Genomic DNA, 25,728 nt, shown 5'->3' with positions numbered 1-25,728 from the left:
GGCGCATCAAATACGCACGAGGTCGGCAAACGCATTGCTGCTGCGCGCATCGGGCACGAATGCCAGGCGGATCAAGTGGCCATCGCGGCGCGCCTGCACGCGGCAGCCGCCCACGGGCACGTCCACGAACAGGCCTCCGTACGCCGTGTCCGGTTCCAGGCCGCCGCCCGTGACATCTTCACCGGCGCCGATGAAGACGCGGCCCGAGACGATCGCCAGATGCACGCTCTCGTGAGGTTCGGCAAGTTCGGCGTGTAAGGCGATGTCGTACGCGCCATCGCCACCCACGTTGAAAAACGCCGCCTGACCCGCATTCACGGCCGCCAGTTCCGCGCTGGGAATACTCCACCAGTCGCAGTCGTCGTCCAGCTTGTGGCGCATGAGGGCCGGGTCGAACACGCACAGGGTGGCCGTGCCGGTCACGATTCTGGTCATGCCGCCGCCGGCGCCGGCCCCAGCAGGGGCTGGCTCTCCACGTACTGCGCACTCGCTTGCGCCTGCCAAGGAAAATGGCCATCACGCGACGGCCAGACGATCTGGTACACGGTAAAATCATCGCCCTGGTAATACCAGCGCGCGTAGCCGACATAGTTGCGGTATTGCTCGACGGGCACGCGCACGAAGGCACACGGATGGCCCTCGAGCAAGGCGTCCGTGGTGACCGTAAAATCCGTGATGGCGCCGCTGCGCACGGCATCGAGCGCCACGTCGAGTATCTGGTGGGCCATGGAACGCGGCAAGCCCATGATGAGGAATTCAGGCTGGCCGAAGCTGTGGCCGGCGCCTATCGTGAACGCATAGCCGGGCCCCTCTTCATCGGCGCCGATATGCACGCCATGCCAGCCATGCGTGGCGATATCGTCGATAACTTTTTGCTCGGATGCGTCCTCGCCTGCCTGCCTTACCATGTTCCACCTTTCACTGTGCCCAAAACCCGCGCCGCCTTCGCGACATGCCCTGCGGCAATTATCGCATGCGACGTGCGCGCACGGTGACGGTACGTCAGTCGCGCGGCGGCTGCGGCGGGGAGCGCCCCTGATGCCATTGCCGCATGCGCTGCTGCGCCTCTTGCAGCTGTGCCGGCTCCAGCCTGGCGGCAGCCGCTTCGCGGGCCCTGGCCGCCCCGCTATCGCCACCCTCGGCCGCCAGCGCCAGCCACATGTAGCCGAAAACGGGATCTTTCTCCACGCCGCGCCCGCTGTTGTACATGCCGCCCAGGTTGTACTGCGCCAACGCATGGCCCTGGTCCGCCGCGCGCACATACCAATGCACGGCCAGGCCATCGTCTTGCGGCACGCCATGACCATTCGCATACATGACACCCAGGTTATTTTGCGCACTGGCATCGCCCTGCTCGGCAGCCGTGCGGTACCAGCGCACGGCGCACACCTCATCGCGCTCCACGCCCTGGCCGTTGGCATACATCACGCCCAGATTGAATTGCGCATTCGACGCGCCCTGAGCCGCCGCCCTGGCATACCAGTCCAGTGCCTGGCGCAAATCGCGGACGACGCCGCGCCCGCCCGCAAACATGCCGCCCAGATTGTATTGCGCCATGCAATGCCCTTGCAGGGCGGCACGCCGGTACCAGACGACGGCGCGCGCCTCGTCCTTGTCCACGCCCTGGCCGCGCGCCAGCATCAGGCCCAGGTTGAACTGGGCGTCGGCGTCATCCTGCTCGGCCGCCCGCTGCAGCCAGGCGTAGGCACGCAGCTGGTCGGGCGCCACGCCCAGGCCTTCCGCATACGCCACGCCGAGTTGCCGCTGCGCCACCGCCAGGCCTTGGGCCGCGGCCTGACGGAACCAGGCCAGCGCCTGTGTATCGCTTTGCACCACGCCTTGCCCGCGTTTGTAGACGAGCCCCAGGTTCAGCTGCGCCTGGGCATCCCCCTGCAAGGCCGCCTTGCGGAACCAGGCCAGGGCCAGCGCATCGTTTTTTTTCGCTCCCAGGCCTTGCGCATACGCTTCGCCCAGCAAAGATTGCGCACTGGCCACGCCCTGCTCGGAAGCGCGGTACAGCCACGCCAGCGCCAGCTCGTCGCTCTGCAGCACGCCGCGCCCCTTGCGGTACATCTGCCCCAGGTTTTGCTGGGCCGAGGCATCGCCCTGGGCAGCCGCGCGGCGAAACCACAGCACGGCGTCGGCATCGCTCTGCGCCACGCCGCGGCCGTGGTAATACAGGGCGCCCAGGTGGTTCTGCGCGAACGCCAGCCCTTGCAGCGCGGCCAGGCGTAGCCAGACAAAGGCGCGCGCATCGTCCTGCGCCACGCCTTCGCCCTTCTTGTACATCAATCCCAGGTTGAACTGGGCGTACGCATTGCCCTGCTCGGCAGCCGTGCGGAACCAGATATATGCTTCGTGACTATCTCTGGCAGTATGGTGCTTGTCCATGTGCGCCCCCATCCACATCGCGCTTGCCGGCGGCACGCGCAAAACGGCGGCCCAGGGTAGCGAAATCGTGTGTTGCTTAAATTTTAAATTCGATGCGGGGGAAGGACTTGAGCAGGCTCAAAGGAAATAACAAAATTATATCGTTTTGATGAGCCTGCTCGAATAGGCTAAGGCGCTCAGCGGCGCGATGGATGCTTTTGCAGGAATTGCGGCACCTTGGCGGCGGCCAGCTTGTTCAGCGACACCAGCAAGTCGGCGTCGACATCGGCGATGCCGTAGCTGCTGCGCAAGTGGCGGCCGATATGGATCAGCACTTGCGCCGCCACTTCCGCATCGGACTCGGCCCTGTGGGCGGCGCTCTTGAAGGCGATACCCAGCTGGCTCGACAGCAAGCCCAGCTTGTAGCTGGCCATGCCGGGAAACACGCGGCGCGACAGTTTCAAGGAACACACGAGCGACTGGTGCGCGGGCGTCAGGTTCAGCCTGGCGCTTTCGGCGCGCAGGAATTTTTCATCGAAGCTGGCATTGTGCGCCGACAAGGCATCGCTGCCGATAAAATCCAGCAATTGCGGCACCACCTCGGCCACGGGCGGCGCCTTGTCCACCATGGCCTGCGTGATGCCCGTCAAGCCCGTGATGAACGAGGGAATGCGCGCATTGCAATTGATCAGGGTCACGTAGCGGTCCGTGATCTGCCCGCCCTCGATGCGCAGCGCCGCCACTTCCGTGATGCGGTCGCCCATGTCAGGCGACAAGCCAGTCGTCTCGAAGTCGATCATGACGATCGGTTTGTCAAACACATTCATGGGGCGCTCTTTCGTGGGTGCAACAGTGGGTGTATCGATAAAATGCGCAGGGCAAGGCGCCGCGTCGAAGACAGTACACTAGTACGGCAAGACGCGGCAACGCCGCCATGCACATTTTATCAGCCGAACTTGCGCACGGCGTCCAGCGCCAGGCCGGCACCGATGCTGCCGAACAGATCGCCCTCGACCTTGCGCGCGGCCGGCACCAGGGCGGCGATCTTTTCGCGCAGCAAGCGCACGCCGCTCGAGCCGCCCGTGAAGAACACGGTGTCGACGGCTTCCGGCGCCACGCCCGCGTCGCGCAGCAGGCGCAGCACGGTTTCTTCCACGGAGCCGCACAGGTGGCCGATGGCCTCGTCGAATTGCGTACGTTTCAACAACAGGCTGTGCGCGGGCGACAAACGCTCCAGTTCCAGCTGCACTTCGGCCGCGTCGGACAGGGCGATCTTGCCCTCTTCCACTTTCATGGCCAGCCAGTGGCCGGCGCGCTCGTCGATCAGCGTTTGCAACCGCTTCACTTTGTCTTGCTCGCGCGCATCGCGGCACACGTCGGCCAGCTGTACCCAGATCTTCTTCGTGTAGGCCAGGTTGATCGTGTGCCAGGTAGCCAGGTTGAAATAATAGCTGGACGGCACTTCGCTATTATTGTGCAGGCGGCTGCCATAGCCGAGCAAGGGCATGACGGAGGACAGGCTCAGGTATTTATCGAAGTCGGTGCCGCCGATGTGCACGCCGCCGGTGGCGAGAATATCGTCGCGCCGCTCGGTTTTCTTCGCCCGTTCCGGCGACAGGCGCACCAGCGAAAAGTCGGAGGTACCGCCGCCGATGTCGGCGATCAGCACCAGCTCTTCCTTGTCGATCTGCGACTCGTAGTCGAAGGCGGCGGCGATCGGTTCGAACTGGAAGGCGACCTCCTTGAAGCCGACAGAGCGGGCCACTTCGGCCAGGGTATCCTGCGCCAGCTGGTCGGCCTGCGCATTGTCGTCGATAAAGAAGACGGGACGCCCGAACACGGCGGACGAGAATTCGCGGCCGGCGGACTGCTCGGCACGGCGTTTCACTTCGCCGATGAATTGCGCCAGCAACATGCGGAACGGCAAGGCGCGGCCGCCCACTTCCGTCTGGCCATCGATGAGGCTCGTGCCCAGCAAGCTTTTCAGCGAGCGCATCAAACGCCCCTCGTAACCGGCCAGGTAGCCGGCCAGCGCCGCGCGGCCAAAACTGACTTCCTCGTCTTCCGCATTGAAAAAGACAACGGACGGTAAGGTCGTCTTGCCATCTTCCAGGCCAAGCATGGTGCTCTGCCCGGGACGTGCCCAGCCTACCGTGGAATTTGACGTGCCGAAATCGACGCCGCAAGCATTGGCCATGTCGACCCTTCCCTGAATAAAGGGGCGTTATGTTATCAGAAGGCAGGCCATTGCACCAGAAAAACCCGTTCAGCCCGCTGAACATCCCGAGCTTGCCCTGCATTCAGCACCGGCCGCGCGCAAAAGCGACTGCTGGGAAATTGATGCCAGGACCCTACGGAACGCCTCAGCCAGGATGGCAGCGGCCCCTGCGACAGTGGCCATGGCAGGGCATGCATACCACTTGCCATTCAATCAAATTCTTTGCAACATGAATAAGAAAACAGTCTTGCCACATGGAAATATTTTCGCTATGCTCATTTTTCCCGCCCAGGCCGCCACAAGCGGCCGGGCCTGCAGGAATATTTTGAGACAGGCTGCTTGCCAGACCAATATGCGAAAAAAGAATACTGTAGCCCGGAACCCCGGCACCACCACCCGCCCCGTATCCAGCGCCGGACGACGCGTGACCTCGTATGACGTGGCCCTGTTGGCCGGCGTGTCGCAATCGGCCGTGTCGCGCTGCTTCAAGCCGGGCGCCAGCGTCTCGCCCGCCACCCACGCCAAGGTCTTGCAGGCGGCCATCAGCCTCGACTACATCCCCAACGCGGCCGCGCGCAGCCTGATCACGCGCCGCTCGAACCTGGTGGCCGTCATCATTTCCAACCTGGCCAATCTGTACTATCCGCAAGTATTGTCCGACCTGAGTCAGCACATCGCGCGCCAGGGCAAGCGTTTATTGCTGTTTACCCTGGAGCGCGAAGCGGACCTCGGCAAGGTCCTCAGCGATGTGTGGCAATACCAGGTCGACGGCGCCGTCGTGGCAGCCTGCCTGTCGGACGAGCAGATGGCCGAATTCGGCCGGCGCGACGTGCCGCTGGTGCTGTTTAACCGCAGCCCGCGCGAACACGCCGTGCATGCGGTGCTGTGCGACCAGGCGGAAGCGGCGCGCCTGCTCGTGTCGCGCCTGGCCGAGGCGGGGCACCGCCAGTTCGCCGTCATCGACGGTCCCGGCGACTCGGCCGTGGCGCAGGAACGCAAGGCAGGCGTGCTGGACCGGCTCTTCACGCTGGGCTTGCCCGCGCCCATCGTCGTCAGCGGCAACTACGATTACGCCAGCGGCGGACGCGGCTTGCGCAAGGTCATCGACCGCCTGGGCCGCGTGCCGGACGCCGTCATTTGCGGCAACGACATCATGGCCATCGGCTGCCTGGACACGGCACGCCACCAGATGGGCATCCAGGTGCCGCTGCAAATGTCCGTGGCCGGCTTCGACGCGCTGGAAGCATCAGGCTGGCTCAGCTACGACATCACCACCCTGCGCCAGCCCGTGCAAAAGATGGCCGCCGATGCCGTCGCCATGCTGGGCGAGCTGATGGAACGGCGCGGCGGCATCGCCGAGCGGAGAAGGTATTGCTCGTATCTGGTGGAGGGAAGTACGGCCAGGCTGACCGGCGCCCCTCCCCACTTCGGCATGATGGCTGCCGCCTGAAAATAAAAAACCTCGCATCGCTGCGAGGTTTTTTGTTGCGGCATCGGCTTATCAACCGAAGATCTTGCCCTTGAGCATATTCAAGCCCTGGCTGACGAGGTCATTGCCTTCAGGTAATTGACCGTTCGGCGTCAGCTTGTCGATCAACTGGGGCAGCAAGGCGGCCAGGCCGCCCGAAGCCGCGTCCGGGGCGACGCCCGCTTTTGCAGCGATCTCGGTGATCGTGTCGGCGCCCAGCGCATCCTGGATCTGATCGCCGGAGACGGGCGCATTGGCGCCGGTGCCGATCCAGCTGGCTACCTGGTCGCCCAAGCCGCTTTCCTGGAATTTCTGCAGCAGGCCGGGCAAGCCGCCATGCTGGTTGACCAGGTCCATGACGCTGGCCATCAGTCCTGACGAGGCTTCGCCGTCCGCACCCTTGTTGCCCAAAGCGCTCATCGCCTGTCCTGCAAGTTGATCTAGCAAACTCATCGTATTCTCCTGAACGCTGTCAATTAGTGCCGCTTACAGCGGCGTCCGGTAAGGCCGGCGCATAGTCGCCGACACGCATAACAATTATACTATATATAATTCAAATGCTATATTTGCAATTCAACGGATGCAACAAAAACAAGCTCGGCAGCAGCCCGACCCATCTCCATCATATTTAGTTCGGCACGACTTGCAAGCGTAAATTGACAGTTTGTAAAAACGTGTAGAATTAATTTTCCTACTTACTGAGGAGTATCAACACATGAACATCAATAAAGCGGTAGACAAAGCCTACGAAAAAAAGACGTTCAAGGAAATCGCCGATGCCCCCGTCGATGCGCTGCAAGGCGTGAGCGAGAAGGATGCGGAATTGCTCAAGCAGGCGTTCAATATCAAGACCGTACGCGATCTGGCGAACCTGAAATACTCAAAGTGGGCGCGCGCCATCGTCACCCTGGCCGATACGGAAGAATAGACCGGGTCATGCCGCAGGCATTCCCGTCAGCACAGCCCGCCCCAACCGGCGGGTTTTTTCATGCCGGCCCGCTATCGGCTGGCAAGGCGCGAGCCGCGCGGAGGCGCCATTGTCCACGCCGCTGACCTTGCCCGGCATCTGCTGGCCCCTGCACGCGAGCACGGGCCACCTTGCCGTCACTACGCCCCTCATCACGGGCCACTTTCGCGCCGGCGCGGGCGAAGACGCCGTCATCGTGTGCGATCTGCTGCCGGCCGGAAAGTTTCGCAACGGCGCGGCGCGCCACTGGTGCCGCACCCACCAGTGCTACTGGGGCACGCGGGCGGACCTGGCCGCCCAGCAGGCAGGACAGCCGATGCGTTGCCGCCAGCACGCCAGCCCCATGGGCTATGTGCTGTATCCGGAACTGTTCGACCCCATGCAGTTCCACGCCGCCACCTTGCGTCTGGGCCCGGATGGCCTGCTGCAACTGCGCGCCCGGGCCGACGACGGCGGCGCCCTGTTCAGCCGCGATCTGCCGGCCCTGGCCATCGACTGCCGCGCCTTGCCCGGCCTGTTCCCGCCCAACGTCGTGCAACTGAACATCACGCCAGCCGCCGCGCAGGCATTCGCCGCCGCCTTGCAGGCCAGCGCGCCGCTTGACTGCAGCGACTGCGCCCGCTGCGGCCATCCGCACCTGGACCTGGGCAGCTTCGCGCTCGCGCCGCACCGGCGCCACAGCTGCGGCCACTGCGGCCACGACGCCTCGCACAGCGCCGCGCCCATCGTTTCGACGCCCCTGTGGCGCTTGCGCCAACGCCACCTGCACTGGTTCTGACGCAATGCGTCCGAAGGTGCGCCCGCCCACAGTCGGCCTGGCCGCTTGTGCGTAGACTGGCCCCATCGTCACCAACAGGAATAGCGCCATGCCGCACACCCCGCCACATGACGTCAATAATCAAGCAAGCGAGGAAGGCGACTTGTCCGACCTGCTCAGCGAATTACGCATCCTCTTGCCGGGCGCACAGATGCTGACGGCCTTCCTCATCATCCTGCCCTTCAATGGCGGCTTCGCGAAGATCGTGCAGGCGGAAAAAATCGTCTTCCTGCTGACGTTTTTCCTCTCCATGACGAGTTTGGTGCTGCTCAGCGCGCCAGCCATCCAGCACCGCGTGATGCGCCCCCTGCAAGACCGCGAGCGTTTCAAGCGCGTGGCCGACCGCATCATGATGGCGGGAGCGCTGTCGCTGGCGCTGGCGTTTATCCTCGGCACGAACCTGGTGATGTCGGAAGTGTTCGGCCACGTCGCCGGCATCGTCGCCTGCGCGCTGATGGGTTCGCTCATCATCTGCATGTGGTGCTGGCTGCCACTGCACTTGAAGCACGCCAGGAAAATCTAGGCGACGACGCCCGCCTGCTGCAGCAAGGTTGCACGGAATATCCCCACCAGCGGGCGCAAATTCACCTTGTGCCAGGCCAGCCACAATGGCGTGCGGTAGCTGAACCACGGCAGCTCGCGCACGACGACGCCGGCCGGCGCGTGCTGGCGCAGGCTGTGCTGGATCATGGCCATGCCCAGCCCGGCCGCCACCAGGCCCAGCGCCGTCAGCGGTTCCGTCGCTTCCATGCGGATATCGGGCGTAAAACCGGCGCGCGCGCAGGCGGCGATGAAGTTGTCGTGTTTCAGCACGCTTTCCTTGTGCAGCACGGCGATCCACTCCTGGCCCGCTAGATCGTCCGGGGTCAGCTCGGCCTTGGCTGCCAGCGGGTGCGTCTGCGGCATGGCCAGCAGCATGGGGTCGCTCAGCACTTGCGCGCAGTCGAGGTCGGGGTCGTTCGGCAGCGGCGGTTCGCACAGCAGCGCGATATCGAGGCTGCGCTGGCGCAAGCCCTCGATCTGCTCGGCCGAATGCAGGTTGTACAGGGCGACGTGGACTTGCGGCCGCGTGGCCCGCAAGGCGCGCAAGCCGTCCGGCAAGACGCCCGCATGCATGGCGTTTTCGATGTAGCCTATGCACAAGCCGCCCTCGTCGCCGCGTCCCAGGCGCTTGGCCAGCGCTTCCAGGCGGTTCCCGTGAGTAATGAAGGCGCGCGCTTCGGCCAGGAAGGTGTGGCCGTCGCGCGTCAAACGGATGCGCTGGGCGCTGCGCTCGAACAGGGCCAGGCCCAGCTTATCCTCGAGCTGGGCGATTTGCCGGCTCAGCGGCGACTGGGAAATATGCAGGCGCTCGGCGGCCCGTCCCACGTGTTCTTCCTCGGCGACGGCGATGAAGTATTGCAACTGGCGAATATCGAGCACATCAGACCTTACGAGACTTAAGTTCCGCTAATTATGTCTTGGACAGGCTTAACTTGTCCAGCTATTCTGTCTGCACTGACTCACTCAATGAAGGAAAACACCATGACAATCAAACACTTACTGACTGGCAAACTGGGTTTCGGCACGGCGCCGCTGGGCAATATGTTCCGCAACATTCCCGAAGAAGAAGCGCTGGCGACCGTCGACGCGGCCTGGGAATCGGGCATCCGCTACTTCGACACGGCCCCGTTCTACGGCGCCGGCCTGGCCGAGCTGCGCCTGGGCGCGGCCCTGAAGCAGCGCCGCCGCGACGATTACGTGCTCAGCACCAAGGTGGGTCGCCTCATCCTCGATGAACTGGAAGACCCCGCCGCCCGCGCACTGGGCGAAAAAGGCGGCTTGTTCGAATTTGGCCGCAAGAACAAGATCGTCGATGACTATTCGGCGGACGCCACCCTGCGCTCGATCGAAGACAGCCTCAAACGCCTGGATACGGACCGCCTCGACATTGTCTGGGTGCACGACATCGCCCAGGATTTCCATGGCGACAACTGGCTGGCGCAATTCGAGATTGCCCGCACAGGCGCCTTCCGCGTGCTGACCCGCTTGCGCGAAGAAGGCGTCATCAAGGCCTGGGGCGTGGGCGTGAACAAGGTAGAGCCGCTGGAATTGACCCTGGACCTGGCCGAAGCCCAGCCGGACGCCTTCCTGCTGGCCGGCCGCTACACCCTGCTCGACCATGAACGGGCGCTGCAACGGCTGATGCCGGCCGCGGCAAGCCAGAACGTCGATATCGTCGTGGGCGGCCCCTACAGCTCGGGCATCCTGGCCGGCGGCGCGCACTTCGAATACCAGAAGGCCTCGCCCGAGATCATTGCCAAGGTGGAGCGCATCAAGGCCATCGCCGCGCGCCATGGCGTCAGCGTGAAGGCCGCCGCCCTGCAATTTTCCTTGGCCAATCCTGCCGTGGCGGCCGTGATCCCCGGCGCCAGCCGTCCGGAGCGCCTGGCCGAAGACCTGGCGGCCTTGAACAGCGTCATTCCCGCCGCCTTCTGGCACGACATGCGCGCCGAACAGCTGGTGGCGACCGACGCTCCGCTGCCAGGCGGTTCCAACTAATATAAAAGGGATATCACCATGGCACACACCACCACCTCGATCGACATCGCCGCCACGCCGGCGCAAGTGTGGCAGCTGATCGGCGGCTTCAACTCGCTGCCCGACTGGCTGCCCTATATTCCCAGCAGTACCTTGAGCGCCGGCGGCCGCATCCGCCACCTGGCCACCCCGGCAGGCGACGTCATCGTCGAGCAGCTGGAAGCGTACGACAATGTGGCGCGCAGCTACAGCTATTCGATTTTGCAGGCGCCGTTTCCCGCCAGCGACTACCTGTCGACCCTGCAAGTCAAACCTCTGGCGGGCGGCGCCGGCGCGCGGGTCACCTGGTCGGGCCGCTTCACGCCCGTGGGCGTGAGCGAGCAGGAAGTGACGGACCTGTTCCACGGCATTTATGTGGCGGGCCTGGAAGCGCTGCAGCAAACGTTAGCGAAGTAACAAGCCAGGAAGACCATTTCCGCCACAGCCGGGTTTTCTACGCCTGCCCTGTGGCGGAATCGCAGGCATTCCGTGTTATCGTTAACAACAAGAGCCATCGCTGTTGTGTGCACTGCAGCAGATTTTAGCCGTCGCCCAGCAAAGCTTGCCCGAATCTTTTACAATGTTGTCTTTGGGCAGTACTTATAGCCCGAAAATACCGGCCAGCCGTCGACTCTGGTGGCGCATCGCCACCTCCGGCCGGGCCACCGCGCGCCTCTCCACCCTGTCATTTTTTACCCAACCAACAAGAACATGCACGCCTCCGTAGACCCATTGATTCCGCGCGTCACCGCGCCTTTTGGCGCTGGTTATGCCGACCTGGCCCTGGCCATCGGCGGCCTCGCCATCGGCACGGGCGAATTCGCCTCCATGAGCATCCTGCCTGTGGTGGCCGACGACCTGGGCACGACCTTGCCGCAGATGAGCCACATGATCAGCGCCTACGCGCTGGGCGTGGTCATCGGCGCGCCCCTGATCACGATCTTCCTGGCGCGCATGCCGCGCCGTCTGATGCTGATCTGCCTGATGCTCATGTTCGCTGGCGGCAACCTGCTCAGCGCCATTGCCCCCAACTACGGCTTGCTGGTCGTCGCCCGCTTCGTGGCGGGCATCCCGCACGGCGCCTACTTCGGCGTAGCGGCGCTGGTGGCGGCCGCGCTGGCCGAACCGGACCGGCGCGGCCAGGCTGTCGCCCGCGTCCTGATGGGCTTGACCGTGGCGAATATCTTCGGCGTGCCGCTGGCAACCTACATCGGCCAGACCCTCGGCTGGCGCTCGGCCTTCCTGCTGGTCGCCGCGCTGGGCCTGCTGACCATGCTGATGGTGCGCATCTTCGTGCCCATGGTCGCCGCCGGCGATTCCAGCCCGCGCCGCGAACTGGGCGTGTTCCGCCGCCTGCAAGTGTGGCTGACCCTGCTGATGGTGGCCATCGGCTTCGGCGGCATGTTCGCCGTCTACACGTTTATTACGCCCACCCTGCTGGAAATCACGAAAGTCTCGCCCCTCGTCATCTCGATCCTGCTGGCCATCATCGGCGTGGGCATGACGGTGGGTAATCTGATCGGCGGCTGGCTGGCCGACCGCTCGCGCCTGTGGACCATCTTTGGCGTGCTGCTGTGGAACGTGGCCGCCCTGGCCGCCTTTACCTATACCAGCAGCAATGTCTGGCTGACGGCGATCAACCTGTTCGCCATCGGCGCCGGCATCGCCGTGGCCCCGGCAGTACAGACGCGCCTGATGGACGTGGCCGGCGACGCGCAAACCGTGGCCGCCGCCCTCAACCACTCCGCCTTCAACATCGCCAACGCCCTGGGCGCCTGGGCCGGCGGCATCGCCATCGCCATGGGCATGGGTTTGCGCTCGACGGGCTGGGTGGGCGCCATGCTGGCCTGCGGCGGCATCGTCGTGCTCGGCATTTCCGTACTGGTGGAAAACCGCAGCCGCAATGTGAGCGGCGCGCAGCCGGCTTGATGCTTGTGCATAGGTAGGATAATTTTCTCTGTATAGTTATCATTTCCGATATCATGAATATAGATCGGATTTCGCAATTCCCTGCGCATCCGATTTCTTTACATGATGAAGCGTGAAAGCCATGAACGAAGCAGTCATCGCCAGGTACAAATCTGAAAGCTGGCAGCTGTGAATACAGCGACCATCTTCATTGACGAGGTTCTCGGTCGGGCGCAGCAAGGCATAACCGAACCATTTATTTGCCGAAGCGACGACGGAGCGATTTACTTTATCAAAGGCAAGGGAGCTGGTCGACGCAGCCAGATTTGCGAGTGGGTCTCGGCGCAGTTGGCGACGGAATTTGGCCTTCCGATCGCGGAATATGCATTGGCAGAAGTGGCTGAGGAACTCATTGAGGCAAATGCATTTCCCAATATCAGCCAACTCGGTAGCGGGATAGTCTTTGCATCGAGAGAACTTCCACATCCACAAGAGCTGACAGCGATCACACGAGACCTTGTGCCGGATCAACTGGCAAGCGATGTATTGATTTTCGATTGGTGGTTGCATAACGAAGATCGTCATTTGACCGAACGTGGGGGCAATCCTAACTTGCTTTGGGACATGCAGAACTCAGAATTGGTCGTGATCGACCATAACCAAGCCTTTGATCGGCACTTCAATCCGAGCAACTTCCTGAAAACGCATGTGTTTGCGAGCAGGTGGAACGACATTTTTAGCGACCATCTTCAACGCGAGCACTACGCAAGCAAGTTAAAGGCAATTTTGCCAAGATTGGCGGACATCCGTGCTAACATACCCGACTCTTGGTGGTATGTTGATGATGGCGTACCAGCAGATGTGATGTGGGATGAAATCGAGACCTGCCTGCAGCGTTGCCGCCAAGAAGATTTTTGGAATACTCCATGAAAAAGTTCGCCTGCCAATATGCTCTTTTGCGATTTCGCCCGTTTGTCGAAACCGGAGAGTTCGCCAACGTCGGTATTGCGCTGATCGCCCCCGAAGCGCGCTTCTTTGGTTTCCGCATACTGAAGCGGTATGGCCGTATCACGCAGTTCTTTCATCAGCTTGACCGTCAAATCTACCTAGATGGCCGCCAACTCTTTAAAGAAGAGATGGATCGCTTCGCTCTTGAGCTTCGTCGACTGGCATTGGATGGCCGAAAAACGCAACCCGATATAGTGCTCGCAAGAAATCTGTTTGCTGAAGTGGTTCGCCCACGAGAAGCAATGTTGCAGTTTGCCGATCAGCGCGTCGTCCTGGCCGAAGATCCCAAGGCCAAACTTCTGCAGCTATTTGATCATTATGTCGAACGCAACTTTGTAACCAAAGAATATCAAGAGCGTTTATTGGAAAACAACGTTCGCAAACTCCTGTTCAACGCGCAAGTTGGAGCGCGCTATCAACGTGAAAAGGTTGGAACGGAAGATTTCGCCGTAAACTTCCCCTTTGTCGACATGGTTGAAGGCAAAGCTGAGCGAGTGATCAAGCCGCTTTATCTTGCCCAAGGCGATAGCACCAAGATCCTCACGCATGGCGGTCAATGGGTCGACAAAATCCGACGCCTCCGCAAACGCAATGCATTACCACCAAGAGTCTTGTTCCCGGTCACTCAACCGGTAGCCAACACCAAGCCTTACCATGCATTTCAAGAAATTAGGCAAGACTTGCTGGCTGAAAATGTACAGGTAGTGGCCGCAGACGATGAACGTCAAATTCTCAAGTTCGCTACTGATAGGAGCTGATCATAACGACTGATGACAGCAGCGATCTTGAAGGTAGTCGTACCGTTCAAAATGTCCGTGCGTGTCCAGGATCGCTAATCATAGTGCAGGGACAATATTGACAGGTGTCCTACTCAGCAATGGCAAACGCCACCGCCGCCGCGCAGTGTATGGCCGTGGTATTAAACAGCGGCAAGGCCACATGGCCCTGCTGGATCAGCAGCGGTATCTCCGTACATCCCAAAATCACGCCCTGCACGCCTTGCAGCCGCAGTTTCCCGATAATGTTCAGGAAGATGTTCCGGCTGGCTTCCGTAAAGATATTCTGCACCAGTTCCGTGTAGATAATGTCGTGCAGGATGTCCTGGTCGGCCGCATCGGGCGTCACCGTCGCGATGCCCTGCTGCTCGAGCGCATCGTGATAAAAGCGGCCCGCCATCGTTTGCTTGACGCCCAGCAAGCCGACCTTGCGCACGCCCGACTCCCGCACCCGCTTCGCCGTTTCCTCGACGATGCTGATAAAAGGCAAGCCGATGCGTGGCACGATAGCAGGCGCGAAACGGTGGGCGCCATTCGCGCACAGCAGGAAGAAATCCGCGCCCATGCCTTGCAGGCGCTTCCCTTGCGTGACGAGGAATTGCTCGATGGCACGGGAATCGGGCTGCGCCGCATGGGCGACGAAATCGGCCTGGTCCATGCTGACCAGCAGGATGCGCGCGCTATGCGCGGGGCCGATGCGCGCCACCAGCATTTCATTGAGCAAGCGGTAGTATTCCAGGGTGGAAGCCCAGCCGATGCCGCCAAGTAAACCTATCGTTTTATGTTGCACGTCAATTCCAATCAAAATGCATGGCCTAAATATAGGTTGAGGCAAGTCAAGCAGATGCGGGTGCAGGCTTATGCAACATCAAGACTCTCGCCCTGGAGCGCGCGCGGGCCATAACGCACGGCGGAGGCATCGTCGGACTTCTTGACAGACTGTGCTCCGGACGCCAGATTATCCCTTTCAAACTGGCGCAATTGCTGCAGCAGCGCGTCCAGCTCCGTTTCACGGCAACGCCGCACCAGCCCTTCCTTGGAATACAGGCCATAGGTATCGACCAGCCGGTAAAAACCATCCGTCATTGCCAGCAGGTACGATTGCCTGTCCATGTCGAACGCGTACTGCCTGGCCTGGAATTCCCCTTGCGGATACATACACAGTATGCCCGGCGCCGCGTGCAAGTTCTGAAATGCGCGCCGCTCCCGCAGCATCGGCAGCAAGGCAGCGAATACCTGCGCCTTGTCCTCGATCCCTTGCGCTTTCAACTGCGCAATGGCCGCCTTCAGCACGTCCTCCTGCGCATTCTCATAGGGATCTATATCGTGCACGTCCCCGGCTGCGCTGGAGACAAACACCTTGCAATCGCCGAGGGCATATACCTGGACTGCGGCGCTGGCGTCACCTTCGACAATACGTGCCCACGTCACGGCGGCAATAGGATAGGCATACGCAGGAATGTGCGCCAGATCAAAACGCGCCTGCACATCGCGCTGAAAATGTGCCAATGCCAGCTTGATGCTGTCATGCTGGCTTAATCCGGGCGCGACCACCTCTTTCAGCCGGGCTGCAAAAGCGGACACGAACCAGGCGGCGTCGCCTGCGAGCGCATCGAAATAATTCTTTTCGGACACTGAGCTTGCGCCATCAAAAATCAGGATATCCACGATGCCCGCATTGTGCAGATAAACCGCCACCAGATCCTCATTACTCTTTGCGCCGGCGGCATCGGATACGTGGCTAATTTTCATCAGTTTTATCGATTCTGTTCTTAAAAGTGTTGGCAAGGCCAGCGTAGCCATTCCCTAGCCCAGCATGACATCATGCCGGTCCGACGTCGCGCGGCTGTAGGTGCTCTCGAACGCGGCCAGGCTCTCCGCCTGCGCCCACAGGCTGGCGATATAGTGGAATTCATCCTCGAACGGCTGCTCAAATTCGGGCACGTCCGTCGCATACTCGCAATTGCGGCTCAGCATGACCAGCCAGTCGGGATAGCGAAGCGCCGGATACAGGCGGGTCAGGATGGCGTCGAGCGACGCCACGCTTTCCCGGCCCGCCAGATAGGCGGCGCGCAATTCGACGATATATTTTCCCGCCAGAAATTGCTCAGGCAGCCGCTGCGCGGCCCGGTAACGTTCGATGATCACGTCGGCCAGCGGCAGGACCTCATCGCAGCCCCGGGCGCTGGCCAGCAGCACGACTTCCAGGTCGTCGCCTTCCTGGTCCAGGCGCAGGCGTTCCACGGCCCAGTCCACGCAGCGGTCGGCATGGCCAAATCCCATGCGCAGCTGGAAAACAGCGATTTCCAATTCTGTCAGTTGTTCCATTACTTTCAGTTCGCACATACTATTTTCACTGCGCCTGCAGCATCTTTTGCAGCACCGCATCGAGCTCATAAAAATCCACGGGCTTGGTCAGATGTAAGTCAAAGCCCGCATCGGACGCCATCTGGCGGTCCTTGTCCTGGCCCCAGCCCGTGACGGCCACGAGGATGGCGTGCTGACCGCAGGGCTGGCTGCGCAACAGCCGCGCCACGTCGTAGCCGTTCATGTCCGGCAAGCCGATGTCGAGCAGGATGACTTGCGGCAGGAAAACTTGCGCTGCCGTCATGCCGGCCGGGCCGTCGTAAGCCGTGCGCACGTCATAGCCAAGAATGTCGAGCGCCAGCGCCAGGCTTTCTGCCGCGTCGGCGCTGTCGTCGATGACCAGCACCTTGCCCTCGCGCGTACCGGCCAGCAGGCGGCGGTTGGGCTCGGGTGGCGCTTGCAGGGGCACGGCGGGCAGCGGCAAACGCAGCTCGAAGGTGCTGCCCTGCCCCACGCCGTCGCTGCGCGCACTGACGCTGCCGCCATGCAATTCGGCCAGGCCGCGCACCAGCGACAGGCCGATGCCGAGGCCGCCCTGGGCCCGCGACAGGGCCGGTTCCAGCTGGGAAAACATGTCAAAGACGGTATCGAGGTGCTCGGGTGCGATGCCGATGCCCGAATCGCTCACGCTGATCACCACTTCGCCTTGCGTGCAGGCCACTTCCAGCCCGATGGCGCCGTTGGCCGGCGTGTACTTGACGGCGTTGGTCAGCAGGTTGGCGATCATCTGGCCCAGGCGCGTGGCGTCGGCGTCGAGCCAGATCGCTTGCGGCCATTGCTCCACGTGCACCTTGTGGCCGGCCTGCGCGGCCAGTTCCGCCACGCTGTGCAGGGCCGCTTCCACCACGGGCGCCAGCTCCACGCTGGCGCGGCGCAATTCCAGGCGCCCCCGCGTGATGCGCGACACTTCCATCAAATCGTCGACCAGATGCGTCATGTGCCCCACTTGCCGTCCCAGCACGTCGCGGGCCCAGCGCAGCTGCGGATCGTCCAGCTGCGCCAGGCGCAGCACTTCCAGCACGTTGCGCATGGGCGCCAGCGGATTGCGCAGTTCGTGCGCCAGGGTCGCCAGGAACTCGTCCTTGCGCCGGTCGGCGGCCGCCAGCTGTTCGTTGAGCTCGCCAGCTTCCTTGCGCGCCAGCTGCAGCTGCTGCTCGTATTTGCGCCGGTCGCTGGCGACAAAGACGGCGATCTCGTCATAGCGCACGCCCTCGTGCACGCGCCGCACGGCATTGAACAGCATGGGGATGGATTGCCCGTGGCGCTGGCGCATGTCGAGCAGGATTTCCGACACGCTGCCCTGCACCTGCATCAGCGGCAGCCAGTGCGTCTGGTGGAACACGCGTCCGCCGATGGTCAGCAAGTCCTGCAGCTTCTTTTTCCCGAGCAATTCCCCGGCGCCATAACCGAGCCAGCCGCAAAAGGTGGCGTTCGCCTGCACGATGGTGCCGTCGGCCGTGCACAGCAGCAAGCCGCAGGCCGCGTGCTGGAACAAGGTACTGACATCAGGCAAGGAAGGCATCGTATCGCGCATTACAGGTGCAGGCCGTCGAGAAAGTGGCGGATGGCGCGGTAGCTGGCATCGGGCACGCTCATGTGCGGACAATGGCCTATGTTCTCGACCACGTGCAGGCTGCTGCGCGGCAGCATTTCGCGCAAATATTCGCCCACGGGCGGCGGCGCGATGAAATCGTCGCTGCATTGCACGATCAGGGCGGGCGTGCTGTTGTGCGGCAAGATGGCGCGATGGTCGGACAAAAACGTGGCCTGCGCGAAATGCCGGGCAATGGCGGGGTCCGTGCGGCAAAAGCTGCTTGCAAGGTCGTCGCCCAGCGCCGGTTGTCCCGGCGCGCCCACGATGGCCGGCGCCATGCTGGCGGACCAGCCCAGGTAATTGCTGTCCATGGCATCGAGCAAGTCGTCGATATCGGCACGGCTGAAGCCGCCCCGGTAGCCGGCAGCCGCATCGTCGACATAGCACGGCGACGGCGCCAGCATCACTTGCGCAGCGAACAGATCCGGCTCGGCGATGGTGGCCAGCAAGGCGCTCATGGCGCTGACGGAATGGCCGACGCAGATCACGGGGCCTCCGCCGACGGCATGGATGACCCGGCGCAAGTCGGCGCCGTGCGCGTCGAGCCGCGCATAGCGATCGAAATCATAGGCGGCCAGGTCCGACGCGCCGCTGCCGACCAGGTCGAACAGCACCGTGCGGTAGCGGGGACGAAACAGCGGCTCCAGGTAGCGCCACATGGTCTGGTCGCAGCCGAAGCCGTGCATGAATACCATGGTGTCTGCCGCGCCCGCCTGCGGTGCACCGCTGGATTCGCTCACGCGGATATTGTTCCGATCTTCTATACGCATGCCGCTTCAGCCTTGGATATTTCCATGTGGAATGTAAATTAACTTCTTGCTAGCATCTTAGCATGCGCGATTTGACCTTGGACAACACCATTGGCGCTGGACAAACACCACGCCACGACGGATAATGAGAACGATTCCCATTATCAAACTACCGGGCGTATGCCTGGCTTTTCCCTGTGCGCCGCCATGGCGCCTGCTGGCGGCAACAAGCCGGTTTCATGTTGAAGGTTTGTCCCGCATGCGCGCTTTCTGGACTGTCATACACCGCTGGGCCGGTCTCACCATCGCCCTCTTCCTCATCGTCGCGGGCCTCACGGGCGCCGTCACGTCGTGGGACCACGAACTCGATGAATGGCTCAACGCCGACATCATGGACACGCCGGGCCGCGGCCCCCTGCAGCCGCCGTTTGCGCTGGCGCGCAAGGTGGCCGCCGCCGACCCGCGCGTGGAAGTCAATTACCTGACCCTGGGCCTGGAAGCAGGCCATGCGGCCGCCTTCATGGTGCGCCCATTGACGGACCCGGCCACGGGTAAACCGTTCGTGCTCGACTACAACACCGTGTATATCGACCCCGTCACGGCGCAGATCACGGGCACGCGCGATTCGACGGCCATTTCCCTGTCGCGCCGCAGCCTGATGCCCTTCCTGCGCCACCTGCACTACAGCCTGCACGTGCCCGCCTTCTGGGGTACGGACCGCTGGGGTTACTGGCTGATGGGGACGGTGGCCCTGGTGTGGCTGCTCGACAGCATGGTGGCGTTGTATCTGACCACGCCGCGCCGTTTGCGCCCGCGCGCGCCGGACGAGGCGCCGCGCCACCGCGACGCCGCCAGCTGGTGGCAGCGCTGGAAACCGTCGTGGGCCGTGCGCTGGGCGGCGGGCGGCTACAAGCTCAATTTCGATCTGCACCGCGCGGGCGGCCTGTGGGTGTGGCCCGTCATCCTTGTCGTCGCGTTCACCTCGTTCTCGCTGAACCTGTACCGCGAAGTGTTCTATCCCGTCATGTCGCTCCTCTCCACCACCACGCCGGGACCGTATGAAACGCAGACGCCGGCGCCGTACGGCAGCTACATCGCGCCCGTCATCGGCTTCGAGCGGGCGGTGGACATTGCGAAAAAACAGGCCGTGCAGCGCGGCATCACGGCGCCAGTCGGCGGCATTTATTATGGCGGCAATTACTCGTTCTACAACGTCTCGTTCTTCGACCCGGCCGACGAATTCGGCGCGGCCGGCATGGGCCTGTCGAACCTGTACGTCGACGGCATGGACGGCACCATCATCGGCCAGCACAAGCCATGGGAAGGCACGGCCGCCGACGTCTTCGTGCAACTGCAATTTCCCCTGCACTCGGGCCGCATCCTCGGCTTGCCGGGGCGCATACTGATGTCCTGCATGGGCATCATGGTCGCCATGCTGTCGGTGACGGGCATCGTCATCTGGGAGCGAAAGCGGCGCGCGCGCCGGTTGCAGGCGAAAAGGCCAGCGAACTTCACCTGAAGCAGCATTTCCATCACGGTGCAGGCGAACCAATGCAGCCTGCGCCGCACACCTTGCCAGCGGCCTGATCGCGCGCAACGCGCAAGAGCAGCACACTTCCCACTTTCCAACCCTGTAAGCGGCACATGCCGGCTGTCTACGCTGCGCGCTTTCCGTGCGCCACCCGTCAATCCCATCAAATGCAGTTTACTTGCATTAGAATTCCTCGCCGGCTATTATTGCAACTCGATTGCATCTACGCCATCGCGCTGCGCCTGCATCCACCGCCAGCACCACCTTCCATCTTTTAAGAAAGTCTTATGCGCCATCACGTATTCGCAGCTGCCATGCTGTCCACTGCCCCGCTCGCTTACGCGGCGGACGACGTCACCCTGCAAACCATCAAGGTCCGGGCAGACCGGCCTTCCGGCATCGACAGCGTCGTGCTCGTCGACAATACGCAAGCCCAGAACCGGACCCTGGGCGGCATGCTCGAACATGTCTCGGGCGTGCAAAGCAGCGCCTTCGGGCCGAATGCGGGCGCGCCGGTGATACGCAGCCTGAGCGGCAGCCGCGTGCAGATCCTCGAAGATGGCCAGTCCATCCTCGGCATGAATGCGCTCAGCGGCGACATCAACATCCCCTTCGATCCGCTTTTCGTGCGCAGCGTGAGCGTGAACAAATCGTCCGATAGCGTGCGTTTCGGCGGCAATGCGATCGGCGGCAGCGTCGATGTCGATTCCGGCATCGTTTCCAGGAAGATGGAAAGCAAGGAAAAGGACGTGGAACTGGTCCTGCGCAAGGGTTTCAACGATGCCGACGCGCAAGGCTTGCGCATGAACTTCAACGATGGCAAGCGCTTCTCGACGAATCTGCAACTGTCGTTCCAGAAGATCGGGCATTACGACATTCCCGGCAACAGCAAGGCCGGCGTGTGCAACAGCCAGCTGTTCCCTGCAAACGGTGGAGTCAACACCTTCCTCGCCGACAGTTGCCAGAAGGAAGCGCGCATCCAGCAGATCTACAACAAGGCTTCGCAACCGTTTATCGACCAGTTCATGAAGGAAAATCCGGACTGGGCGGACGGCGTTTTTTCCTTCTATACCAATAACCCCACCTCCGTCTGGCAGCGCAAGACCTACGTCAATCCCGCCAATCCCGCCTACGTGCCTGGCACGCCAGCGATGACACAGAACAAGATCAACAAGGACGTGACGCCCGACTACCACGGCACCCTGGGCAACAGCCATGCCAGCAATGCCCACTTTGCCGTCGGCACCACCTACTTTTTCGATCAGGGCTACGTGGCCGTCAGTCTCGATTCCAAGGAAAGCGAGTATGGCGTGCCCGGCTTTTCCATGGAAAACAAGTCGTTCGGCGCGAATTATGACGAAGGGTTGCCCGTCGGCGTCGTGATCAAGCAGGATAAATATGCGCTGGAAGCCCATCTGCTTGACCCCGTTCCCTATCTTGAAAGCGCCCAACTGCGCGTGTCCCGCCTGAACAATGCGTCGGGAGAGCGCCTGGGTTCCGCCAAGGCAAACGACTACCAGTTCGACACCAATCAGGCCGAGCTCCTGCTGGCGCACCGGCGCGCCGGGCCATTGAGCGGCGTGCTTGGCCTGAGCCATAAATCCCGGGATATCGCCGGCAGCGGGCCGCAGCGCTACCTTCCCGATACGAACACGGTCAGCCGCGCGCTGTTCGTCAAGGAAAGCCTCGACGTCGACTGGGCCACCTTCGACGCGGGCTTTCGCCGTGAAACAGTGGGCCACGAGATCCGCAAGAGCGGCTTCAAAACCTCGCGAAATGCCAGCAATTCCACACTCGAGGACAAATCGTTCAGCCTGAACAGCTATAGCCTGGGCGCCTCGGCCAAGCTGGGCCAGCTGTTCGGCGCGAAGCTGCGCTATGCATCGTCGGAAAGAGCGCCCGACGTCAATGAATTGTATGCGAGCAACCGCCACTATTCGATCATGACTCAGGAAGAGGGAAACCAGAAGCTGAAGGCCGAGCGCGCGAAGAATACGGAACTCACCGGCCTGTTCGCCAATCGCGGCTTCAAGCTGTCCGCAGCGGGCTACGTCATGAAGTACGAGAACTATCTTTATCTTGGCCACTCGGGCGCCCAGATGGCCAATCGCCTGCCCTTGAAATACTGGAAGCAGACGGATACGACGGTCAGGGGATTCGAGGTCGACGCCTCCCAGGTCGTGCAGCTCGGCGGCTACGGCAGGCTGGATATCTCGGCATTCGCCGACCTGGTCAAGAACAAGGCCGACAATCCCGACAAGCTGCGCGCGCACAACGACGGCGCCTATCTGCCCAACATGCCCACCAACCGCTATGGCGCCAATGTGCAGTGGGAAAACAGGGGCTGGAAGGCCAGGTTGTCCGGCACCCGCTATGACAAGCAGAAATACCTGGGCAAGAGCGTCAGCGAGGAAGTGCCGCTCGACGGCTACACCATGGTGAACTTCCAGGTCAGCCGCGCCCTGCAGGTGCCCAATTCGCCGTTTGCAGGCATCGAGGTGTTCATCAGCGGCAGCAACCTGCTCGATGCGGATGCCCGGCCGCACAATTCCCCGCTGAAATACATCGCACCCTTGCCGGGCCGAGGCTTTCAAGTTGGCTTGAGTGCCAGGCTTTAAGGCACGGCGCCGTTGCGCTCCCGCCGCACCAGCGCCAGCAGGCTGTCGCCCCGGTTGCCGTCGCAGCAGACGGCTACGCCATCGGTAAAATCGGGCGCCGTCAGCCGCGTCAGCACGCTGCCCGGCGGCATTTCCAGCGCCAGCCGGGCGCCCCGCTCCCACGCCAGGCGTGCGGTGGCGGCCCATTGCACGCGCCGCGCCATATTGACGGCCAGGCTGTCGCGGAGGCGTGCCGGGTCGAACAGCGCGCGCGCCGCGCTGCTGCTCAGGTAGACGAGCGAGGGGCGGCGCACGGCCACGCCCTCAAAAGCGGCGGCCATGGCGATCGCCGCGCCTTCCAGCAGCGGACAATGCGAGGGCACGCTGACGGCCAGGCGCTTGGCCTTGCTGGCGCCCTGCGCCAGGGCCAGCGCCATCACGGCGTGCAAGGCGGGCTCGCTGCCGGCAATGGCGATCTGGCGCGGCGCATTCAGGTTGGCGATATACACGGGCGTGGCCGCGCCATGCACGCTGGCCAACAGCGGCTCGAGCTGCGCCAGATCAAGCCCGATGATGGCCGCCATGCCGTAGCCGGCCGGATACGCCTGCTCCATCAGCTCGCCGCGCCGCGCCACCAGGCGCACGGCGTCCGCATAATCGAGCGCGCCGGCCACCACAGCCGCCGCATACTCGCCGATGGAAAAGCCGGCCACCATGTCCGGTGTCGCGCCGCGCGCCTCCAAGGAGCGCGCCATCGCCACGCCGGCGATCAGCAGACACAGTTGCACGGCCCGCGTCGAGGCCAGCGCTTCGGCCGTGTCCAGCGCCAGGGGATCGCAGCCCAGCACTTCAGCCGCTTCGGCCAGGGCCGCCGCCACGGCCGCATCGTCCGGCAGCGCGTGCAGCATGCCGGAGTATTGGGCGCCCTGGCCGGGAAAGGTAAACAATACGCTCATGCCTGCTCCCAGGGCGTGGCCGTCAGCACGGGTCCGTGGTCCGTTTTCAGCAAGACCCTGCCCCGGCCCGCCGCCCATTCTGCATACGCAAAGCCGCCATGGCCCGTGTCGATCTGCAGATCCAGACGGCACGCCGTGATACTCGACGTGACAGTCGCCGCGATGGCGCGCAGGGCCTCGGCCTGCGCGGCGTCCGGCGGCGCGGCGATGCGCAGCACGAGATCGAGGTCGCTGTCGGCACGCAGCACGGGCAAGCCGCTGGCCAGGGCGAAGCCCACGCCGCCCGTCGGGCCCCAGGCCCAGCCCGTGGCGTCGAGCAGCGGCGCCACCAGCCGCAGCGCAGCGAGCGCAGTACAGTCAAAACCGGACGGCGGGGTGTGCGCCAGCCGCGCCAGCATTTCCGGCGTCACGCGGCGCAGCACGGCGGAAGACTCCACTTCGCACGCATGCCGCTCGCTGCGCAGCCGGCCGCGCAAGCCCACGGGGATGCACCCCAGCGTGGCGCTGGCGCGCCGCACCACCAGCGGCGCCGCCCGCAGCCAGGCAGCGTCGGCCCAGGCGGGCAAGGATGCACCGTCCGGCAAGCCGGACACCCACAGCAAGTCATGCGCGCGAGGACGCTGCATCAAGCCACCACCGCCTTGACGGCAAAGAACAGCAAGGATGGACCCAGCAGACAGCCCAGGCCCGTGTGGAACGTGGCCACCAGCGCGCCATACGGCACCAGCTTGCGGTCGGTGGCGGCCAGGCCCGCCGACACGCCGCTGACGGTGCCGGCCAGGCCGCCGAAGACCATGGCCGAGCGCGGCGTTTTGAGACGCAGGAAGCGCGCCGCAGCGGGCGTACCCACCATCACCAGGATGGCCTTGATCAGGCCCGCCGCGATGCTCAGGGCCATGACGTCCGAGCTGGCGCCGATGGCCGCGCCCGTGACGGGGCCGACGATGTACGTGACGGCGCCGGCGCCGATGGTGGTCATGCTGACGGCGTCCGAATAGCCAAACGCGCAGGCCACGCCGGCGCCGACGAGGAAGGGCAGCACCACGCCCAGCAGCAGCGCCACGACGCCGATCAGGCCAGCCTTGCGCGCCTCGGTCGCCTGCACTTCGAAGGCCGTGGCGACGATGGCGAAGTCGCGCAGCATGGCGCCGCCCATCAGGCCGATGCCGCCGAACAGCGACAAATCGGCCAGGCCCTTATGGCCGCCGCTATGCACGCCGCCCCAGTAGGCGAGGCCCAGGCCGATCACGATGGCGATGGCCGAGCCGTGCACCCTGCCCAGGGTCAGATACTTCGACAGCGCCACCGAGACCAGCATGATCAGGCCGACGAAGGCGAAGGCCGTCACCAGGCCGTTGTGGATGGCGGCTTTTTCAAAGATGTCAAGCATGACGGTGCTCCTTCATCAACATCGGGTCGGCTTCGGCGGCGGCGATGGCGGCCGGGCTTTCCATCCGGTTGATCAGCGAAATGACTGCGCCGCAAACGAGCACGGAACCGATGGCGGCCAGCACGGCCACCGGCCCGCCGCGCAGCGCCGCGACCACGTCCTGCTGCGCCGCCATGGCCACCACCACGGGAATATACATGGCGCCCCAGTATTCGACGCCCCGCTCCGTCATCTGCGGCAGCCAGGATCGGCGCTGCATGTAGAGCCGGGCGCAGATCAGCAGCAGCATGGCGATGCCCACCCCGCCCACGTTGGTCTTGACGCCCATCAGCTGCCCGAGCAGGTCGCCCAGGAAGATGCCGAGCAAATGGCACAGGGCCAGCAATGCGGTTCCGTAAATGATCATGATTGTCTCCGTTATTGGAATAGGAATGACTTGGTGTCTTCTCTGTT

27 protein-coding genes are annotated in these 25,728 nt (G+C 63.1%); 11 read left to right on the top strand and 16 right to left on the bottom strand.

All coding sequences use genetic code 11. The features are described from left to right. Window positions 1–6: 6 nt before the first annotated feature. The 5 genes from ACQ4W4_RS21000 to ACQ4W4_RS20980 form a co-directional block, all read right to left on the bottom strand. A complete protein-coding gene (locus ACQ4W4_RS21000; protein ID WP_436543604.1) occupies window positions 7–435 on the bottom strand; it encodes a DUF6386 family protein in 429 nt (142 codons plus the stop codon). Beyond that, window positions 432–908: a DUF4262 domain-containing protein gene (locus ACQ4W4_RS20995; protein ID WP_436543603.1), complete on the bottom strand. Its 477-nt coding sequence runs from the start codon at window positions 906–908 to the stop codon at window positions 432–434. Before ACQ4W4_RS20995 ends, ACQ4W4_RS21000 begins: the two co-directional genes overlap by 4 nt. Window positions 909–1,002: 94 nt before the next feature. Then, window positions 1,003–2,391, bottom strand: a complete 1,389-nt coding sequence (locus tag ACQ4W4_RS20990) for a tetratricopeptide repeat protein (RefSeq protein ID WP_436543602.1) — start codon at window positions 2,389–2,391, stop codon at window positions 1,003–1,005. Window positions 2,392–2,567: 176 nt separating this feature from the next. Then, window positions 2,568–3,197 (bottom strand): 3'-5' exonuclease, encoded by a 630-nt coding sequence (locus ACQ4W4_RS20985; protein ID WP_171985014.1) that lies wholly within the window; start codon window positions 3,195–3,197, stop codon window positions 2,568–2,570. 119 nt (window positions 3,198–3,316) lie between these two features. Then, window positions 3,317–4,567, bottom strand: coding sequence for an Hsp70 family protein (locus ACQ4W4_RS20980; RefSeq protein WP_436543601.1), 1,251 nt, complete (start codon window positions 4,565–4,567; stop codon window positions 3,317–3,319). A gap of 445 nt (window positions 4,568–5,012) precedes the next feature. Between ACQ4W4_RS20980 and ACQ4W4_RS20975 the strand changes: the two genes are divergently transcribed. Further along, window positions 5,013–6,038, top strand: a complete 1,026-nt coding sequence (locus tag ACQ4W4_RS20975; RefSeq protein ID WP_436543600.1) for a LacI family DNA-binding transcriptional regulator — start codon at window positions 5,013–5,015, stop codon at window positions 6,036–6,038. A gap of 51 nt (window positions 6,039–6,089) precedes the next feature. Here ACQ4W4_RS20975 and ACQ4W4_RS20970 read toward each other — a convergent pair whose 3' ends face one another. Next, on the bottom strand, window positions 6,090–6,509 hold the full coding sequence (locus tag ACQ4W4_RS20970) for a YidB family protein (protein WP_436543599.1): 420 nt from the start codon (window positions 6,507–6,509) through the stop codon (window positions 6,090–6,092). A gap of 262 nt (window positions 6,510–6,771) precedes the next feature. On the opposite strand from ACQ4W4_RS20970, the gene ACQ4W4_RS20965 reads away from it, so the two are divergent. The 3 genes from ACQ4W4_RS20965 (at window position 6,772) to ACQ4W4_RS20955 (ending at window position 8,363) form a co-directional block, all read left to right on the top strand. Continuing rightward, entirely contained in the window at window positions 6,772–6,984 is a 213-nt protein-coding gene (locus tag ACQ4W4_RS20965) for a hypothetical protein (protein ID WP_034751103.1), read from the top strand. A gap of 109 nt (window positions 6,985–7,093) precedes the next feature. Beyond that, on the top strand, window positions 7,094–7,801 hold the full coding sequence (locus ACQ4W4_RS20960; protein WP_436543598.1) for a hypothetical protein: 708 nt from the start codon (window positions 7,094–7,096) through the stop codon (window positions 7,799–7,801). An 88-nt stretch (window positions 7,802–7,889) separates the two neighbouring features. Then, complete coding sequence (locus ACQ4W4_RS20955; protein ID WP_436543597.1) at window positions 7,890–8,363, top strand: DUF6328 family protein; 474 nt, start codon at window positions 7,890–7,892, stop codon at window positions 8,361–8,363. On the opposite strand, the gene ACQ4W4_RS20950 is transcribed toward ACQ4W4_RS20955, so the two are convergent. Continuing rightward, window positions 8,360–9,262, bottom strand: a complete 903-nt coding sequence (locus ACQ4W4_RS20950) for a LysR family transcriptional regulator (RefSeq protein ID WP_436543596.1) — start codon at window positions 9,260–9,262, stop codon at window positions 8,360–8,362. The genes ACQ4W4_RS20955 and ACQ4W4_RS20950 overlap by 4 nt on opposite strands. Before the next feature lie 102 nt (window positions 9,263–9,364). On the opposite strand from ACQ4W4_RS20950, the gene ACQ4W4_RS20945 reads away from it, so the two are divergent. The 5 genes from ACQ4W4_RS20945 (at window position 9,365) to ACQ4W4_RS20925 (ending at window position 14,073) form a co-directional block, all read left to right on the top strand. Then, window positions 9,365–10,381, top strand: coding sequence for an aldo/keto reductase (locus tag ACQ4W4_RS20945; RefSeq protein WP_436543595.1), 1,017 nt, complete (start codon window positions 9,365–9,367; stop codon window positions 10,379–10,381). An 18-nt stretch (window positions 10,382–10,399) separates the two neighbouring features. After that, entirely contained in the window at window positions 10,400–10,816 is a 417-nt protein-coding gene (locus tag ACQ4W4_RS20940; protein ID WP_436543594.1) for an SRPBCC family protein, read from the top strand. Between the two features lie 294 nt (window positions 10,817–11,110). Next, on the top strand, window positions 11,111–12,328 hold the full coding sequence (locus ACQ4W4_RS20935; protein WP_436543593.1) for an MFS transporter: 1,218 nt from the start codon (window positions 11,111–11,113) through the stop codon (window positions 12,326–12,328). A 168-nt stretch (window positions 12,329–12,496) separates the two neighbouring features. Further along, on the top strand, window positions 12,497–13,237 hold the full coding sequence (locus tag ACQ4W4_RS20930) for a HipA family kinase (protein WP_436543592.1): 741 nt from the start codon (window positions 12,497–12,499) through the stop codon (window positions 13,235–13,237). Next, window positions 13,234–14,073 carry a DUF3037 domain-containing protein gene (locus ACQ4W4_RS20925; protein ID WP_436543591.1) on the top strand — a complete coding sequence of 280 codons (840 nt, stop codon included), beginning with the start codon at window positions 13,234–13,236 and terminating at the stop codon, window positions 14,071–14,073. The genes ACQ4W4_RS20930 and ACQ4W4_RS20925 overlap by 4 nt, the downstream gene beginning before the upstream one ends. Before the next feature lie 109 nt (window positions 14,074–14,182). On the opposite strand, the gene ACQ4W4_RS20920 is transcribed toward ACQ4W4_RS20925, so the two are convergent. The 5 genes from ACQ4W4_RS20920 to ACQ4W4_RS20900 all read right to left on the bottom strand — a co-directional run bounded on the left by ACQ4W4_RS20920 (window position 14,183) and on the right by ACQ4W4_RS20900 (window position 18,822). Next, entirely contained in the window at window positions 14,183–14,881 is a 699-nt protein-coding gene (locus ACQ4W4_RS20920) for an aspartate/glutamate racemase family protein (RefSeq protein WP_436543590.1), read from the bottom strand. Window positions 14,882–14,949: 68 nt separating this feature from the next. Further along, window positions 14,950–15,894 carry a hypothetical protein gene (locus ACQ4W4_RS20915; protein WP_436543589.1) on the bottom strand — a complete coding sequence of 315 codons (945 nt, stop codon included), beginning with the start codon at window positions 15,892–15,894 and terminating at the stop codon, window positions 14,950–14,952. A 3-nt stretch (window positions 15,895–15,897) separates the two neighbouring features. After that, entirely contained in the window at window positions 15,898–16,419 is a 522-nt protein-coding gene (locus ACQ4W4_RS20910) for a hypothetical protein (protein ID WP_436543588.1), read from the bottom strand. A gap of 25 nt (window positions 16,420–16,444) precedes the next feature. Then, window positions 16,445–17,980: a hybrid sensor histidine kinase/response regulator gene (locus ACQ4W4_RS20905; RefSeq protein ID WP_436543587.1), complete on the bottom strand. Its 1,536-nt coding sequence runs from the start codon at window positions 17,978–17,980 to the stop codon at window positions 16,445–16,447. Between the two features lie 11 nt (window positions 17,981–17,991). After that, the gene (locus ACQ4W4_RS20900) at window positions 17,992–18,822 is read right to left on the bottom strand and encodes an alpha/beta fold hydrolase (protein ID WP_436543586.1); all 831 of its coding nucleotides are present in this window, start codon (window positions 18,820–18,822) and stop codon (window positions 17,992–17,994) included. A gap of 238 nt (window positions 18,823–19,060) precedes the next feature. On the opposite strand from ACQ4W4_RS20900, the gene ACQ4W4_RS20895 reads away from it, so the two are divergent. Both ACQ4W4_RS20895 and ACQ4W4_RS20890 read left to right on the top strand, forming a co-directional pair. Continuing rightward, window positions 19,061–20,320: a PepSY-associated TM helix domain-containing protein gene (locus ACQ4W4_RS20895; RefSeq protein WP_436543585.1), complete on the top strand. Its 1,260-nt coding sequence runs from the start codon at window positions 19,061–19,063 to the stop codon at window positions 20,318–20,320. Window positions 20,321–20,646: 326 nt separating this feature from the next. Further along, window positions 20,647–22,950 carry a TonB-dependent receptor gene (locus tag ACQ4W4_RS20890; RefSeq protein WP_436543584.1) on the top strand — a complete coding sequence of 768 codons (2,304 nt, stop codon included), beginning with the start codon at window positions 20,647–20,649 and terminating at the stop codon, window positions 22,948–22,950. Here ACQ4W4_RS20890 and mdcH read toward each other — a convergent pair. Genes mdcH through madL form a run of 4 tightly spaced genes read right to left on the bottom strand, consistent with a single transcriptional unit; the run spans window position 22,947 to window position 25,681 of the window. After that, window positions 22,947–23,885, bottom strand: a complete 939-nt coding sequence (gene mdcH / locus ACQ4W4_RS20885) for a malonate decarboxylase subunit epsilon (RefSeq protein WP_436543583.1) — start codon at window positions 23,883–23,885, stop codon at window positions 22,947–22,949. The genes ACQ4W4_RS20890 and mdcH overlap by 4 nt on opposite strands. After that, window positions 23,882–24,511 carry a malonate decarboxylase holo-ACP synthase gene (locus tag ACQ4W4_RS20880; protein ID WP_436543582.1) on the bottom strand — a complete coding sequence of 210 codons (630 nt, stop codon included), beginning with the start codon at window positions 24,509–24,511 and terminating at the stop codon, window positions 23,882–23,884. Before ACQ4W4_RS20880 ends, mdcH begins: the two co-directional genes overlap by 4 nt. After that, entirely contained in the window at window positions 24,511–25,275 is a 765-nt protein-coding gene (gene madM / locus ACQ4W4_RS20875) for a malonate transporter subunit MadM (protein ID WP_436543581.1), read from the bottom strand. Before madM ends, ACQ4W4_RS20880 begins: the two co-directional genes overlap by 1 nt. Then, a complete protein-coding gene (madL, locus tag ACQ4W4_RS20870; RefSeq protein WP_436543580.1) occupies window positions 25,268–25,681 on the bottom strand; it encodes a malonate transporter subunit MadL in 414 nt (137 codons plus the stop codon). Before madL ends, madM begins: the two co-directional genes overlap by 8 nt. Between the last annotated feature and the right edge of the window lie 47 nt (window positions 25,682–25,728).

It is taken from the genome of Janthinobacterium glycogeni, from assembly GCF_051380725.1.
Classification (GTDB): domain Bacteria; phylum Pseudomonadota; class Gammaproteobacteria; order Burkholderiales; family Burkholderiaceae_D; genus Janthinobacterium.
Note: the sequence above shows the minus strand (reverse complement) of the source record. Positions and strands in the feature narration are given on the sequence as shown.

Bases quoted from the DNA above. Each gene is read 5' to 3' on its own strand.
- ACQ4W4_RS20940 (WP_436543594.1), top strand. From the start codon at position 10,400: ATGGCACACACCACCACCTCGATCGACATCGCCGCCACGCCGGCGCAA.
- ACQ4W4_RS20880 (WP_436543582.1), bottom strand. From the start codon at position 24,511: ATGCAGCGTCCTCGCGCGCATGACTTGCTGTGGGTGTCCGGCTTGCCG.
- ACQ4W4_RS20895 (WP_436543585.1), top strand. From the start codon at position 19,061: ATGCGCGCTTTCTGGACTGTCATACACCGCTGGGCCGGTCTCACCATC.
- ACQ4W4_RS20905 (WP_436543587.1), bottom strand. From the start codon at position 17,980: ATGCCTTCCTTGCCTGATGTCAGTACCTTGTTCCAGCACGCGGCCTGC.
- ACQ4W4_RS20970 (WP_436543599.1), bottom strand. From the start codon at position 6,509: ATGAGTTTGCTAGATCAACTTGCAGGACAGGCGATGAGCGCTTTGGGC.
- ACQ4W4_RS20935 (WP_436543593.1), top strand. From the start codon at position 11,111: ATGCACGCCTCCGTAGACCCATTGATTCCGCGCGTCACCGCGCCTTTT.
- ACQ4W4_RS20915 (WP_436543589.1), bottom strand. From the start codon at position 15,894: ATGGCTACGCTGGCCTTGCCAACACTTTTAAGAACAGAATCGATAAAA.
- ACQ4W4_RS20985 (WP_171985014.1), bottom strand. From the start codon at position 3,197: ATGAATGTGTTTGACAAACCGATCGTCATGATCGACTTCGAGACGACT.
- ACQ4W4_RS20890 (WP_436543584.1), top strand. From the start codon at position 20,647: ATGCTGTCCACTGCCCCGCTCGCTTACGCGGCGGACGACGTCACCCTG.
- ACQ4W4_RS20980 (WP_436543601.1), bottom strand. From the start codon at position 4,567: ATGGCCAATGCTTGCGGCGTCGATTTCGGCACGTCAAATTCCACGGTA.
- ACQ4W4_RS20955 (WP_436543597.1), top strand. From the start codon at position 7,890: ATGCCGCACACCCCGCCACATGACGTCAATAATCAAGCAAGCGAGGAA.
- ACQ4W4_RS20925 (WP_436543591.1), top strand. From the start codon at position 13,234: ATGAAAAAGTTCGCCTGCCAATATGCTCTTTTGCGATTTCGCCCGTTT.
- madM (WP_436543581.1), bottom strand. From the start codon at position 25,275: ATGCTTGACATCTTTGAAAAAGCCGCCATCCACAACGGCCTGGTGACG.
- ACQ4W4_RS21000 (WP_436543604.1), bottom strand. From the start codon at position 435: ATGACCAGAATCGTGACCGGCACGGCCACCCTGTGCGTGTTCGACCCG.
- ACQ4W4_RS20945 (WP_436543595.1), top strand. From the start codon at position 9,365: ATGACAATCAAACACTTACTGACTGGCAAACTGGGTTTCGGCACGGCG.
- mdcH (WP_436543583.1), bottom strand. From the start codon at position 23,885: ATGAGCGTATTGTTTACCTTTCCCGGCCAGGGCGCCCAATACTCCGGC.
- ACQ4W4_RS20965 (WP_034751103.1), top strand. From the start codon at position 6,772: ATGAACATCAATAAAGCGGTAGACAAAGCCTACGAAAAAAAGACGTTC.
- ACQ4W4_RS20995 (WP_436543603.1), bottom strand. From the start codon at position 908: ATGGTAAGGCAGGCAGGCGAGGACGCATCCGAGCAAAAAGTTATCGAC.
- madL (WP_436543580.1), bottom strand. From the start codon at position 25,681: ATGATCATTTACGGAACCGCATTGCTGGCCCTGTGCCATTTGCTCGGC.
- ACQ4W4_RS20900 (WP_436543586.1), bottom strand. From the start codon at position 18,822: ATGCGTATAGAAGATCGGAACAATATCCGCGTGAGCGAATCCAGCGGT.
- ACQ4W4_RS20990 (WP_436543602.1), bottom strand. From the start codon at position 2,391: ATGGACAAGCACCATACTGCCAGAGATAGTCACGAAGCATATATCTGG.
- ACQ4W4_RS20910 (WP_436543588.1), bottom strand. From the start codon at position 16,419: ATGGAACAACTGACAGAATTGGAAATCGCTGTTTTCCAGCTGCGCATG.